The organism is Shinella sp. AETb1-6, assembly GCF_009826875.1.
Lineage (GTDB): Bacteria > Pseudomonadota > Alphaproteobacteria > Rhizobiales > Rhizobiaceae > Shinella > Shinella sumterensis.
Map to the genome: position 1 here is coordinate 49,726 of NZ_WUMM01000018.1, position 14,234 is coordinate 63,959.

General features: G+C 65.2%; 12 protein-coding genes. 6 read left to right on the plus strand and 6 right to left on the minus strand.

The window, feature by feature from the left end; translation table 11 throughout:
* Window positions 1–2: 2 nt before the first annotated feature.
* The 3 genes from GR158_RS22905 to GR158_RS22915 are packed head-to-tail and all read left to right on the plus strand — an operon-like array spanning window position 3 to window position 3,494.
* On the plus strand, window positions 3–1,481 hold the full coding sequence (locus GR158_RS22905) for a CpaF family protein (RefSeq protein WP_160872725.1): 1,479 nt from the start codon (window positions 3–5) through the stop codon (window positions 1,479–1,481).
* 16 nt (window positions 1,482–1,497) lie between these two features.
* Window positions 1,498–2,508, plus strand: coding sequence for a type II secretion system F family protein (locus GR158_RS22910; protein WP_160872726.1), 1,011 nt, complete (start codon window positions 1,498–1,500; stop codon window positions 2,506–2,508).
* A gap of 11 nt (window positions 2,509–2,519) precedes the next feature.
* On the plus strand, window positions 2,520–3,494 hold the full coding sequence (locus GR158_RS22915) for a type II secretion system F family protein (RefSeq protein WP_160872727.1): 975 nt from the start codon (window positions 2,520–2,522) through the stop codon (window positions 3,492–3,494).
* Window positions 3,495–3,574: 80 nt separating this feature from the next.
* Here GR158_RS22915 and GR158_RS22920 read toward each other — a convergent pair whose 3' ends face one another.
* A complete protein-coding gene (locus GR158_RS22920) occupies window positions 3,575–4,390 on the minus strand; it encodes a tetratricopeptide repeat protein (RefSeq protein ID WP_134650470.1) in 816 nt (271 codons plus the stop codon).
* Window positions 4,391–4,527: 137 nt separating this feature from the next.
* Between GR158_RS22920 and GR158_RS22925 the strand changes: the two genes are divergently transcribed.
* From GR158_RS22925 to GR158_RS22935, 3 genes are all read left to right on the plus strand, one after another.
* Window positions 4,528–5,919, plus strand: coding sequence for a M17 family metallopeptidase (locus GR158_RS22925; RefSeq protein ID WP_160872728.1), 1,392 nt, complete (start codon window positions 4,528–4,530; stop codon window positions 5,917–5,919).
* Window positions 5,920–5,997: 78 nt separating this feature from the next.
* The gene (locus GR158_RS22930) at window positions 5,998–6,348 is read left to right on the plus strand and encodes a MarR family transcriptional regulator (RefSeq protein WP_134650472.1); all 351 of its coding nucleotides are present in this window, start codon (window positions 5,998–6,000) and stop codon (window positions 6,346–6,348) included.
* Window positions 6,349–6,355: 7 nt separating this feature from the next.
* On the plus strand, window positions 6,356–7,210 hold the full coding sequence (locus GR158_RS22935; RefSeq protein ID WP_160872729.1) for an NlpC/P60 family protein: 855 nt from the start codon (window positions 6,356–6,358) through the stop codon (window positions 7,208–7,210).
* Window positions 7,211–7,223: 13 nt separating this feature from the next.
* Here GR158_RS22935 and GR158_RS22940 read toward each other — a convergent pair whose 3' ends face one another.
* The 5 genes from GR158_RS22940 to GR158_RS22960 all read right to left on the minus strand — a co-directional run bounded on the left by GR158_RS22940 (window position 7,224) and on the right by GR158_RS22960 (window position 14,037).
* Complete coding sequence (locus GR158_RS22940; RefSeq protein ID WP_160872730.1) at window positions 7,224–8,183, minus strand: glyoxylate/hydroxypyruvate reductase A; 960 nt, start codon at window positions 8,181–8,183, stop codon at window positions 7,224–7,226.
* 22 nt (window positions 8,184–8,205) lie between these two features.
* Entirely contained in the window at window positions 8,206–9,840 is a 1,635-nt protein-coding gene (locus GR158_RS22945) for an ABC transporter ATP-binding protein (RefSeq protein WP_134650475.1), read from the minus strand.
* Entirely contained in the window at window positions 9,837–10,976 is a 1,140-nt protein-coding gene (locus GR158_RS22950) for an ABC transporter permease (protein ID WP_160872731.1), read from the minus strand. Before GR158_RS22950 ends, GR158_RS22945 begins: the two co-directional genes overlap by 4 nt.
* The gene (locus GR158_RS22955; RefSeq protein WP_160872732.1) at window positions 10,976–12,052 is read right to left on the minus strand and encodes a microcin C ABC transporter permease YejB; all 1,077 of its coding nucleotides are present in this window, start codon (window positions 12,050–12,052) and stop codon (window positions 10,976–10,978) included. Before GR158_RS22955 ends, GR158_RS22950 begins: the two co-directional genes overlap by 1 nt.
* Window positions 12,053–12,189: 137 nt before the next feature.
* Window positions 12,190–14,037 (minus strand): extracellular solute-binding protein, encoded by a 1,848-nt coding sequence (locus tag GR158_RS22960; RefSeq protein WP_160872733.1) that lies wholly within the window; start codon window positions 14,035–14,037, stop codon window positions 12,190–12,192.
* Between the last annotated feature and the right edge of the window lie 197 nt (window positions 14,038–14,234).

Genomic DNA, 14,234 nt, shown 5'->3' on the forward strand with positions numbered 1-14,234 from the left:
AAATGTTCGGCAAACGCGGAAATGAAGGCTTCGGCAAGAGCGGCACGGCGGGCCAGGCGGCCCATGCCGGCGTCGCCTCCGGCGCGACCGTGACGGCGGAACGGCCGGCCGCCGCCGCTGTCGTGCAACCCGTCGCGGAGCCGGTGCCGCACGCCGCACCCAGTCCCGCGCCCGCCGCGGCGGTGCGCCGCCGCACGCCGCGCACCGAGGACTATTACGATACGAAAAGCCAGGTCTTCTCCGCGCTGATCGACACGATCGACCTGTCGCAGCTCGCCAAGCTCGACACCGAGAGCGCGCGCGAGGAAATCCGCGACATCGTCAACGACATCATCACGATCAAGAACTTCGCGATGTCGATCTCGGAGCAGGAGGAACTGCTCGACGACATCTGCAACGACGTTCTCGGCTACGGCCCGCTGGAGCCGCTTCTGGCGCGCGACGACATCGCCGACATCATGGTCAACGGCGCCGGCAAGACCTATATCGAAGTGGCCGGCAAGGTGCAGGAATCGGAGATCCGCTTCCGCGACAATGCCCAGCTCCTCTCCATCTGCCAGCGCATCGTCAGCCAGGTCGGCCGCCGCGTCGACGAATCGAGCCCGATCTGCGACGCGCGCCTGCCCGACGGCTCGCGCGTCAACGTGATTGCCCCGCCGCTCGCCATCGACGGCACCGCGCTCACCATCCGTAAATTCAAGAAGGACAAGCTGACGCTCGACCAGCTGGTCCGCTTCGGCTCGATCACGCCCGAGGGTGCGGCGCTTCTCCAGATCATCGGCCGCGTGCGCTGCAACCTCGTCATTTCCGGCGGTACGGGCTCGGGCAAGACGACGCTGCTCAACTGCCTGACGAACTACATCGACCGCGACGAGCGCGTCATCACCTGCGAGGACTCGGCCGAACTCCAGCTGCAGCAGCCGCATGTCGTGCGCCTCGAAACCCGCCCGCCGAATATCGAGGGCGAGGGCGAGATCACCATGCGCGACCTCATCAAGAACTGCCTGCGCATGCGTCCCGAACGCATCATCGTCGGCGAAGTGCGCGGACCGGAGGTTTTCGACCTTCTCCAGGCGATGAACACCGGCCACGACGGCTCGATGGGCACGATCCACGCCAACACGCCGCGCGAATGCCTTTCGCGTATGGAATCGATGATCGCCATGGGCGGCTATACCCTGCCCGCCAAGACCGTGCGCGAGATCATCGCCGGTTCCATCGACGTCATCATCCAGGCCTCGCGCCTGCGCGACGGCTCGCGCCGCATCACCCACATCACCGAAGTGGTGGGCATGGAAGGCGACGTCATCGTGACCCAGGACCTGATGCGCTTCGAGATCCAGGGCGAGGACGCCAACGGGCGGCTCATCGGCAAGCACACCGGCACCGGCATCGGCAAGCCGCATTTCTGGGATCGGGCCCGCTACTTCAACGAGGACAAGCGCCTGGCGGCAACGCTCGACGCGATGGAGAAGCCGTAAGGGGCGGGTAGACGCGATGTTCGGAATGGATATCACCATCGTGGCGATCTTCGCGCTGGCGGCGCTCTCCACCGCCGGCCTCGCCTATGGCCTGCTTTTCTCGCGCATCGAGACGGAGAAGAAGACCGAAAGCCGCATGCGCCGCGTCCAGTCGGCAGAGACGGACCAGTCGCGGGCCAAGGCGGCGCGCGACCGCGTGCAGGAGCTATCCAAACGCCGCCGCTCGGTGCAGGATTCGCTGAAGGACCTCGAAAAGAAGCAGCAGGAGCAGTCCAAGCGCGTCGCCGCGACGCTGAAGGCCAAGCTCTCCCAGGCGGGCCTTTCGATCACCGAGACCAGGTTCTACGTGTTCAGCGCGATCTTCGGCGTCTTCGCCTTCGTCGTCGCGCTCATCGGCGGCATGGGGCCGCTGGTCGCGCTCGGCATCGCCTTCATCGCCGGGGCCGGCCTTCCGCGCTGGTTCGTCGGCTTTCTCGTCAAGCGCCGGCAGAACAAGTTCCTCGAGGAGTTTCCCAACGCGCTCGACGTGATGGTGCGCTCCATCAAGTCCGGCCTGCCGCTGACGGACGCGCTGCGCCTGATCGCCGCCGAGGGACAGGAGCCGGTCCGGACCGAGTTCCGCAAGATCGTCGAAAGCCAGCAGGTCGGCCTCAGCGTCCCGGATGCCTGCGCGCGCATGTTCACGAGCATTCCGCTTCAGGAAGTCAATTTCTTCGCCATCGTCATCGCCATCCAGAGCCAGGCCGGCGGCAACCTCTCCGAAGCGCTGGGCAACCTGTCGCGCGTGCTGCGCGAGCGGCGCAAGATGCGCGCCAAGGTCGGCGCGCTGTCGATGGAGGCCAAGGCGTCGGCGGCGATCATCGGGGCGCTGCCCTTCATCGTCACGCTGCTCGTCTACCTGACGTCGCCGGAATACATCATGGTGCTGTTCCAGGATTCGCGCGGCCATCTCATTCTCGGCATATCGGGCGTCTGGATGTCCATCGGCATTCTCGTGATGCGCAACATGATCAACTTCGACATCTAGGACCTGAGATCATGATCGCCATGCTCACCGATCCCGCGGTTCTCCTGCCCGCCTTCGTGGTGATCGCCGTGCTCGCCACGTTCTACACGCTGGCGATGCCCTATTTCGAACGGGGCGATCTCGACAAGCGCATGAAGAGCGTCGCGCTGGAACGCGAGCAGATGCGGGCGCGCGAGCGGGCGCGGCTCTCGGCCGAAACGGTCCAGAACAAGGCATCGCTCAGGGCGCAGCACAACACGTCCGTGCGCAACGTGGTGGAGCGGCTGAACCTGCGCGAGGCCCTCGTCGACGCCAACACGATGAACCGCCTGCGGCAGGCCGGCTATCGTTCGCAGAACGCGCTCAACATCTTCCTCTTCGCCCGCTTCACGCTGCCCTTCCTGTTTCTTGCCGTCGCGGCCTTCTACATCTTCTATATCGGCTTCCTCGGCGACAAGCCGTTCTCGGTTCGCATCCTGGCGACGCTGGGCATCGCCTATCTCGGCTTCTACGCGCCCAACATCTTCATTTCCAACAAGGTCTCGAAGCGCCAGCAGTCGATCCGCCGCGCCTGGCCGGATGCGCTCGACCTGATGCTGATCTGCGTGGAATCGGGCATCTCGATCGAGGTCGCCTTCAAACGCGTGGCCGACGAGATCGCCATGGCCTCGCCGGAACTGGCCGAGGAACTCGTGCTGACCACCGCGGAGCTTTCCTTCCTCCAGGAACGCCGCCAGGCCTATGAGAACCTTGGCACGCGCATCGGCCTCGACACGGTGAAATCCGTGACGCAGGCGCTCATTCAGGCCGAGCGCTACGGCACGCCGCTCGCCCAGGCGCTGCGCGTTCTCGCGCAGGAATGCCGCGACCAGCGCATGAACGAGGCGGAAAAGAAGGCCGCCGCCCTGCCGCCGAAACTGACCGTGCCGATGATCCTGTTTTTCCTGCCGGTGCTGGTAGCCGTCATTCTCGGCCCGGCCGGCATCCAGGTCTCCGACCGCTTCTGACCGCTCGAAGACAAAAGAAAGAAGCCCCGGCGAAAGTATCGACCGGGGCTTCTTCGTTTGGTCCTGGGAGGACGATCGGTTTAATTGGTGTTGCCGGTGTCGTTGGCGGCAAGCGTCTTCCAGGCGTTCTGCTGGGCCAGCATGGAGCGCAGATAGGCGACGTTGGCTTCCGCCTGCCCCGAGGTCAGCTCCTGCCTTGCGATGGTTTCCGCTTCCTGGAAGCGGCCCTGCAGGCCGACGGTGAGCGCGAGGTTCTGCCGCACGCTGCTGTCGGCGCCCGGCTGCCTGGCGGCAGCGCGCATATAGGTTTCCGCGGTCTTGAGGTCCTTCGCCAGAAGATAGGACATGCCGAGATTGGAGAGCACCGACGGCTCGTCGGGCTGGATATCGAGGGCTTCGCGATAGCGCTGGCGTGCCTCGTTCGAGCGGCCGAGCTGATCGAGGATTGCGCCTTCGGCCGATTTCAGCCGCCAGTCCGGTCTGTCAGGCGTCTGGGCGCGCAGAATGGTGTTCAGCGCCTGCTCGAGCTGTCCGGCGGCGGCCTGCGCCTTGCCGTAGGCGGCGAGGACCTCGCGGTTGTTCGGATTGCTGATGGCGACCTGCTGCATGACGGCGAGCGCCTGCGCATTGCGGCCGTTCATGCGCAGCGCGCTGGCATAGTTGATGCCGGTCGCCGCATCCCTGGGGTTCTTTTCGTAGGCCCGGCCGATGCTGTCGACGGCGCCGCGCAGGTCCGTCGTGTTCATCGTGCCGCTGGCGGCTGACGACGGGCGGACGGAGCCGGTGGTCAGGTTGCTCTTGCCGGCGCAGCCTGCCAGCCCGACGCCGATGACCAGGAGTGCCGCGCCCGTCAAAAGCGCCGGTCGAAGTGACGAAGGCAGGCGGCATACAGCCATGATCAGTCCCCGAAGCGGTTTCCCCAGTGTCGCGGCGGTTAAGGAATCACGCCGCAATCTCCGCTCCAGCAATAATCTGTTAACCCTAACAGAGTGTTAATTGCAGCGATTCTCAAGGCTCTTCCAAAGGTTCCGCCATGGCCCCCTTCCAGTTCATCGACCGGCCCTCTCCCTTCAACACGAAGAACGGAAAGACGCTGCCGATCTTCGCGATCACGCCCGCGCATATCGAGACGGGGACCATCGATCCGGTTGCGCTGGACTGGGCGAAGAAGGCCGGTTTCAAGGCGGAATCCGGCGGCCTGCTGATGGTGCCGACGGCGGACGGCCATCTCGGCGGCGCGCTGTTCGGCCTGGGCAAGAACCCCTCCGACGCGCCCTATCTCACCGGCAAGCTCGCCCGCACGCTGCCCGCGGGAGATTGGCATATCGAAACCGCGCCGCTGACCGCCAACCGGCTTGCGCTCGGCTACGGCCTCGGCAGCTATCGCTTCGAGCGCTACAAGGCGTCCGCTTCCGACGCGCCGACCCTGCTCATTCCCGCCGATGCCGACGCTGCCGATATCAAGCGCCAGCTCGCCGGCGTCTTCCTGGCGCGCGACCTCATCAACACGCCGACCAACGACATGGGGCCGGATGCGCTGGAAGACGTGTTCCGGGCGCTCGGCGCGCATTACAAGGCCAAGGTCTCCGTCATCGCCGGCGACGACCTCCTGAAGGAAAACTTCCCGCTCGTCCACACGGTCGGCCGCGCTTCCGAACAGGCGCCGCGCCTGCTGGAACTGCGCTGGGGCAAGAAGGGCCACAAGCGCGTGACGCTGGTGGGCAAGGGCGTGTGCTTCGATACCGGCGGCCTCGACATCAAGCCGGCCTCCTCGATGCTGCTGATGAAGAAGGACATGGGCGGCGCGGCCAATGTGATGGGCCTTGCCCTGATGATCATGGACGCCAAGCTGAAGGTGGACCTGCGCGTTCTGGTGCCTGTCGTGGAAAACTCCATTTCCGGCAATGCTTTCCGTCCCGGCGATATCTACAGGAGCCGCAAGGGCCTGACCGTGCAGATCGACAATACCGACGCCGAAGGCCGGCTGATCCTCGCCGATGCGCTGGCCTATGCGGACGAGGAAGAGGCCGATCTCATCATCGACATGGCGACGCTGACGGGTGCGGCCCGCGTCGCGCTCGGGCCGGACCTGCCGCCGTTCTTCACCGACGACGACGATCTCGCCCAGGACCTTGCCGAGGCGAGCCTTTCGGCCGACGATCCGATGTGGCGCATGCCGCTCTACATGGGCTACGACAAGGACGTCTCCGCACGTATCGCCGACCTCACCAATGCGCCGGCCGGCGGCATGGCGGGCGCCATCACGGCCGCCCTGTTCCTCAAGCGTTTCGTGACGCGCAACCGCCACTGGGCGCATTTCGACATCTTCGCCTGGGCGCAGAGCGAGCGCCCGCATTCGCCCATCGGCGGCGAGGCGCAGGCGATCCGTGCGCTCTACCACCATATGCGCCGCCTCGCGGCCTGAGGCGGGCGACCGGCAAGCGATTGTCACGGCGCGAACGATACGGTAGCGTAACGAAATCGCATTCGCCCCGGAGGCCCCTTGCCGGTAGATCTCACCCCATCGCAGGCGCTCGGCCTCTGGCATGCCGTGACGCTGCAACAGGTGCAGGGGGACGGGCGCGACCTGACGCTGCGCCAGCTTGCCATCCTGCTCGAAATCTATCTCGTGCCACCGCCGCATACGGTGCGGGGGCTGGCGGCCAAGCTCGGCGTCACCAAGCCGGTCATCACCCGCGCGCTCGACACGATGGGCGAGCTTGGCCTCGTCACGCGGGTCCGCGACGAGCGGGATCGCCGCAACGTCATCATCAAGCGCACCGTCGACGGTGCGCTCTATCTCGAACGCCTGGGCGACCTCATCATCGCCAAGGGACGCGCACAGCCGCTGTGAGACTGCCATGACCACCCTGCCCGACCGCCGCCTGAACGCCTATCGCCCCGACCTCGCCGAGGAGGCGTTGCGCGGCACCGTTGCCGCCGAACGCTATGTCGCCGGCACGCCGGCGCGTATCGCCGCGCCCGTCGCGGCACTGCGACCGCGCCCGGACCTTGCCGCGGGTATCGATACCGAAGTGCTGTTCGGCGAAACGGTGCGCGTGCTCGACCGGGCGGACGGCTGGGCCTGGGTGAAATCGGATTTCGACGGCTATGTCGGTTATGTCGCGGAGACGGCGCTGGATGCGGGCAGCGGTGCGGCGACCCATCGTGTCGCCGTCCCGCGCACCTTCGCCTATACGGGCGCGGACCTGCGCACGCCCGCCGCATTCGCGCTCTCCATCGGAAGCCGGCTAACGGTTATCGGCGAGAGCGAGACGCGCGGCACGCGCTACCTCACGCTGGAGGGCGGGCAATCCGTCGTGGCGGGCCATTGCCTCGACATCGGCGCCACCGCCGGCAACGACTATGTCGGCGTGGCCGCGCGCTTTCTCGAAACGCCCTATCTGTGGGGCGGGCGCTCCGGCTTCGGGCTCGACTGCTCGGCCCTGGTGCAGCTCTCCATGATGATGGTGGGCCGCACGGCGCCGCGCGATTCCGACATGCAGGCCGCCGGCCTCGGCAGACCTATCGACCGCGCAGACCTGCAACGCGGCGATCTCGTGTTCTGGAAGGGCCATGTCGCCATCATGGAGGATGACAAGACCATCCTGCATGCCAACGGCCACACGATGAGCGTGGCGCGCGAGGGGCTGGATGCGGCGATCGAGCGGATCGGCTGGCTCTACCAGCAGCCGACGGGCTACCGCCGGCCCTGACGGCGTCAGCCGTTCAATAGCCGGCGCTGCGGTCGACCAGATGCTCCAGCGGCTTGCCGCTCTCGTAGCGTGCGATCTGGATGGCGACGTGATCGAACAGCGCGCCGACATCCGAGGCCGCCGCCGCATGCGGCGTCAGGAACACCTTGTCCATCGCCCAAAACGGGCTTTCGAGCGGCAGCGGCTCCTGCTCGAACACGTCGAGCGAGGCGCCACGCAGCGTGCCGTCATTGATGGAGGCGACGATATCGGCCTCGACCTGGCTGCCGCCGCGCCCGGCATTGATGAAGACGGGCGCGCCGAACGGACCCTTGCGGGAAAGCCGGGTAAACAGGCCGGTGTTGAAGATGCCCTTCGTATCCGGCGTCAGCGGCAGGAGGCCGACGAGAATGTCGGTTTTCGCCAGGAAGGTGTTGAGCCCGGCCTCGTCGAAGACCTCGAACCCCTTGACCGCGCGGCCGCTCTTCGACCAGCCGATGACGTTGAAGCCGAGCGTCTTCAGCTTGCGCGCCGCGTCCTGCCCCAGAACGCCGAAGCCCATGATGCCGACGGTCATGTCGCTCGCCTCCGGCTGGTCGAGCTCGCGCCAGACGCGCTCGCGCCGCAGCGCCTCGTAGGCGGCATGCTGGCGCAGGTGCAGGAGGCATTGCATGACGACCCATTCGCTCATGCGCGTCGTCAGCGTCTCGTCGACGAAGCGCACCAGCGGCACATCCGGCAGGCCGGGCAGCGTCAGCACATGATCGACGCCGGCACCGCCGGAAAACACGACCTTCAGATCCTTCGCCCGCTCGAAAAGATCGGCGCCCGGCCGCCAGACCACGGCGTACTCGACACCAGAAAGATCGCGCTTGCGGCTCGCCGGATGCAGGAGGTTGATGACCTCGCGGTCGGGAAAGGCCCCTTTCAGCGCGGCTGCGACCTGCTCCTGATCGAATTTCAGATCGATGATGACAGGGCTTTTCGTGTGCATGCTGTGTCCTGCTTTATGCCTGCTACTGGCTGATTGCCTCGCTGCGGATGGCTTCGAGGTTGAAGGCGGCGGCCATCAGGGCCTTGGTATAGGCTTCCGTCGGCCGCTCGATGATGTCCTTCGCCGGACCCTTCTCCACCACGCGGCCGCTGCGCATGACGATAATGTCGTTGGCGAGCGCCCGCACGACCTTGAGATCGTGGCTGATGAAGAGATAGGCGAGATTGTGCTTCGCCTGCAGGTCGCGCAGCAGTTCCACCACCTGCGCCTGCACGCTCATGTCGAGCGCGGAGGTCGGCTCGTCGAGCATGACAAATTCCGGCTTCAGCACCATGGCGCGGGCAATCGCGATGCGCTGCCGCTGGCCGCCGGAAAATTCGTGCGGATAACGCCAGCGGGTGGCCGGATCGAGGCCGGTTTCCTCAAGGGCGGCCGCGACGCGCCGGTCCCGCTCGCCCTCCGACAGCGAGGGCTCGTGGATCTTCAGGCCCTCGGCGACGATATCGGCGACCGACATGCGCGGCGACAGCGAGCCGAAGGGATCCTGGAAGACGATCTGCATGCGCCGGCGCAGCGGCCGCATCTCGGCGAAGGTGTGCCCGGCAATGTCCTGCCCGACAAAGGCGATGCGGCCCTTCGAGGCGATGAGCCGCGTCAGCGCGAGACCGAGCGTCGTCTTGCCGGAGCCGGATTCGCCGACGACGCCGAGCGTATGGCCGGCCCGCAGGGTCAGGTCGATCCCATCGACCGCCTTCACATTGTCGACCACGCGGCGCAGGAAGCCCGCCTTGATCGGGAACCACACCTTCACGTCCTCGGCCTGCATGATGACGGGCTGGCTGTCATCGGCCGGGCGCGGCGCGCCCTTCGGCTCGGAAGCGAGCAGGTGGCGCGTATAGGAATGCTGCGGATTGGTGAAGATCTCCTCCACCGGGCCCGTCTCGACGATCCTGCCCTTGGTCATCACGCAGACCCGGTCGGCGAATTTGCGCACGATGCCGAGGTCGTGGGTGATGAAGAGCATGGACATGCCGTGCTCTTCCTTGAGGTTCTTCAGAAGCTCGAGGATCTGCGCCTGCACGGTCACGTCGAGCGCCGTCGTGGGTTCGTCGGCAATCAGCAGTTCCGGCCGGTTGGCGAGCGCCATGGCGATCATCACGCGCTGGCGCTGGCCGCCCGAAAGCTCGTGCGGATAGGCGGCAAGCCGCTTTTCCGGCTCGCGGATGCCGACCTGGTTCAGCAGTTCGAGGATTTTCGCGCGCGCGGCCGTGCCCTCGATATCCTGGTGCAGCTTGAGGATCTCGCCGATCTGCCGCTCGATGGAGTGCAGCGGGTTGAGCGAGGTCATCGGCTCCTGGAAGATCATGGTGATGTCGTTGCCGCGCACGTCGCGCAGCGCGGCGTCCGATGCCTTCAGCAGGTCCTGGCCCTTGAACAGGATCTCGCCCGAGGGGTGGCTGGCGGCGGGATAGGGAAGCAGGCGCAGCACGGAATTGGCCGTGACCGACTTGCCGGAGCCGGATTCGCCGACCAGCGCCACGACCTCGCCGCGCCGGATGTCGAAGGAGACGCGATCGACGGCGAGCGTCGTGTTGCCGCCCTGATGGAAGGCGACCGACAGATCGCGGACGGACAGAATGGTTTCGGGAGCGCTCACCGGAAGGTCTTCCTCGGATCGAAGGCATCACGCGTCGCTTCGCCGACGAAGATCAGCAGCGACAGCATGAGGGACATGACGACGAAGGCGGTGAGGCCGAGCCACGGCGCCTGGAGGTTCTCCTTGCCCTGCGCGATCAGCTCGCCCAGCGACGGCGATCCCGGCGGCATGCCGAAGCCGAGGAAATCGAGCGAGGTCAGCGTGGTGATCGAGCCGGACAGGATGAAGGGCAGGAAGGTGAGCGTGGCGACCATGGCATTGGGCAGGAGGTGCCGGTACATGATCGTGGCGTTGCCGACACCGAGCGCGCGGGCCGCCCGCACATATTCGAAATTGCGCGCGCGCAGGAATTCCGCGCGCACCACGCCGACGAAGCCGACCCAGGAGAACAGCAGCATGATGCCGAGCAGGATCCAGAAGCCGGGCGGCAGGATGGACGCGATGATGAGCAGGATGTAGAGCACCGGCATCGAGGACCATATCTCGATGAAGCGCTGCATCAGAAGATCCGTCCAGCCGCCGAAATAGCCCTGCACGGCACCGGCGGTAACGCCGACCACGGCCGAGCAGATCGTCAGGGCGAGACCGAACAGCACGGAAATGCGGAACCCGTAGATGACACGGGCGAGCACGTCGCGCGCCTGGTCGTCGGTGCCGAGCCAGTTGAGATTGCTGAGATTGCAGTTCGGGTCCGCCGCGCCGCCGGGATAACCGGCGCAGCGGTCCTCCTTCGACATCAGCCAGAACGGCGCGGTCGGCGCGGAATGCGGAATGTTCGAATTCGTGGTGCCGTAGGAATAGCGGATCGGCGGCCAGATCATCCAGCCATTGGCCTCGATCTCCTCGGCGATGAAATCGGAACGGTAGTCCGTCGTCGCGAGAAAGCCGCCGAACTTTTCCTCGGGATAGTCGACCACGACCGGAAACAGGATCTCGCCCTTGTAGGAGGCGATGATCGGCCGGTCGTTGGCGATCAGCTCGGCGCACAGGCTCAAAACGAAGATGACGAGGAAGATCCAGAGCGACCAGTAGCCGCGGCGGTTCGCCTTGAAGTTCTCCCAGCGGCGCAGGTTCGTCGGGCTCAGAAGACCCTTGCGCGGCGGCGCGACGGGTGGCGTATCGGCAACGGCGCTCATCACACATCCCTCCGGTCGAAATCGATGCGCGGATCGACCCAGGTGTAGATGAGATCGGAGATGAGGCTGACGACGAGGCCCATGAGGGAGAAGATGAAGAGCGTGGCGAAGACGATGGGATAGTCGCGCCGCACGATGGAATCATAGCCCAGGCGGCCGAGGCCATCGAGCGAGAAGATGTATTCGATGAGCAGCGAGCCGGTGAAGAAGGCCGATATGAAGGCGCCCGGGAAGCCGGCGATGATGATCAGCATGGCGTTGCGGAAGACATGGCCGTACAGCACCTGCCGTTCGGTCAGGCCCTTGGCGCGCGCCGTGGTGACGTACTGCTTCTTGATCTCGTCGATGAACGAATTCTTGGTGAGCAGCGTCGTCGTGGCGAAGGCCGAGAGCAGCAGCGTGATCAGCGGCAGCGTCATGTGCCACATGTAGTCGAGCGGCTTCTGCCACCAGGTCAGGCTGTCGAAATTGTCGGAAACGATGCCGCGCAGCGGGAACCAGTTGAAGAACGAATTGCCGGCGAACACCACGATCAGCAGGATGCCGAACAGGAAGCTCGGCACCGCATAGCCGACGACGACGACGCCGGATGTCCAGACATCGAAGGTCGACCCGTCCTTGACCGCCTTCTTGATGCCGAGCGGAATGGAGATGGCATAGGAGAAGATGAGGATCCACACGCCGAGCGAGATGGAGACCGGCATCTTCTGCGCGATGAGGTCGATCACGGAGGTGTTGCGGAAGAAACTCTCGCCGAAATCGAAGCGGATGTAATCCCACATCATCGTGAAGAAGCGCTCGAGCGGCGGCTTGTCGAAGCCGAACTGCTTTTCGAGCTTGGCGATGAATTCGGGATCGAGCCCGCGGGCGCCGCGATAGGCGCTGTCCTGGCCGACCTCCTGCACCATGCTGCCACCGCCCGAAAGCCGGTCGCCGCCGCCCTGGCTGGTCAGGTCGGAAATGACCTGCTCGACCGGTCCGCCGGGGGCGAACTGCACGATCGCGAAGGAAATGGCCATGATGCCGAAGATCGTCGGAATCATCAGCAGGATGCGGCGCAGGATATAGGCGCCCATCAGCGATCACCCTCCGGAATGCACCGCGTCGATGTCAAGCCGCTCAAGCCCGATCCTTCCGTTCTTCCGCCGCCGTCAAGGCGGTGATTCGTCATCGCTATATGGAGCCCAGCCGGCGGGCCGGCGCAACCCCCGCCTCAGTTCGCCGCGTCTTTCGACCACCAGACGCCCGGGAAGCCGAGGCTGTAATAGGGCAGCTCCTGCGGGCGGGCGAGGCTGTTCCAGTAGGCGATGCGCTGTGCCTTCGAATAGAACAGCGGGATCACATAATTGTGCGCCAGCAGCACCCGGTCGAGCGCGTGCGTCGTCGCGATGAGTTCCTCGCGGTTCGGCGCGAAGACGATCTTGCGGATGAGCTCGTCGATGGCGGGATCGGCGATGCCGGCATAGTTCTTCGAGCCTTCCTTGTCGACGGAGGCCGAGCCCCAGTAGTCGCTCTGCTCGTTGCCGGGAACAAGCGACTGCGCCCAGATGCCGTAGATCATGTCATAGTCGAAGCTGCGCACGCGGTTGGTGTATTGCGAGGCATCGACGGTGCGCATGGTGGCGGCGATGCCGATCTTCTTCAGGCTGTTGACGAAGGGCGAGACCGTGCGCTCGAAGGAGGCGCTGGGCAGCAGGATCTCGAAGGCGAAGGGTTTGCCGGTCTTCGTATCGACGAGGCTGTTGCCCTTGAGCTCGTATCCCGCCTCCTTCAGGAGCGCGAGCGCCTTGAGCAGGTTTTCGCGCACCTTCTTCGGATCGCCGTTGACGGGATTGGTATAGGGCGTGGTGAAGACGGACGCCGGCACCTTGTCCTTCAGCTCTTCCAGGATTTCCTTCTCGCGTCCCTCGGGCAGGCCGGAGGCGGCAAGCTCGGTGCCCCAGAAATAGCTGTCGACGCGCTGATAGGCGTTGTAGGCGAGGCTGCGGTTGAGATCCTCGAAGTCGAAGGCGTAGTTCAGCGCCTCGCGCACCCGCTGGTCCTTGAACTTGTCGCGCCGCATGTTCGGCACGAAGGCCTGCATGATGCCGGCCGCCCGCAACGGGTTTTCGATCTCCTCGCGCACGACGCGGCCGTCCTTCGCGGCCGGGAAGTCATAGGCGGTCGCCCAGTGGCTGGCGCTGTTGTCCTGATAGAACGAGACATTGCCGGCGCGGAAGGCCTCGAATTCCACGTTCTTGTCGCCGAAGAACGTGTAGCTGATGACGCGGAAATTGTTCTGGCCGACATTCACGTTGAGGTCCTTGCCCCAATAGTCGTCGCGCAGTTCGAAGCGGATCGAACCGCCGGCCTGGAAAGACGCGATCTTGTAGGGACCCGAGCCCATGACCGGCTCCAGCGTGGTGCGGCCGATGTCGCGCTTGTTGTCCTTGGCGTCCGTGCCTTCCCACCAGTGCTTCGGCACGACGGGGAACTGGCCGAGAATATTGGGCAGCTCGCGGTTGTTCTTCTCGTCGAAGCGGAAGGTCACGTCGCGCTCGCCGGTCTTTTCCGCCGAAACGACGTGGCGATAGTAGTTGGCGAGCAGCGGATTGTGCTCCTTCGACTTGTCGAAGGAGAAGATCACGTCCTCCGGCGTCACCGGCTGGCCGTCCGCCCACTTCGCCTCCGCGCGCAGCCGGAAGGTCGCGCTGGAGAAGTCGTCGGGATAGGAGACGCCCTCGGCGAGCAGGCCGTAGGAGGCCGTGATCTCGTCCTCGGCGGATTTCAGGAGCGTGTCGAAGACGAGCGACGTCACGCCGGCCGCCGCCTCGCCCTTTGCGAGGATCGGGTTGAACGTGTCGAAGGTTCCGGTTTCGGAGAGCTTCAGCTCGCCGCCCTTCGGCGCGTCCGGGTTGACATAGTCGAAGCGCTCGAACCCGTCGGGGTGTTTCAGGTCGCCGATCGTGGAGATGCCGGTGCGCCAGACGGGACTTGCCGCATCCTGCGCCGTGCCGGCCGAGGCCGTGAGCGCCAGAGCCAGCGCCGCCGTGACCAATGTTCTCCCGAAGGCTACCTTCATGCGTCTACCCTTTCATGATGTTTGCCGAAGCTTGCCGCAGAGAATAGGCAAAATCCGGGCAAATGACAGGCCTGCCATGAAAGCGGCGATTTTTGCCATCCCTATCCGGCGCGACGATTCACTTCTGCGAAAGGATGATCCTTTAGCCTTTCGCAACGATGACGCATCGAGACGGACCCGTGCCCATGCTTGCCCGA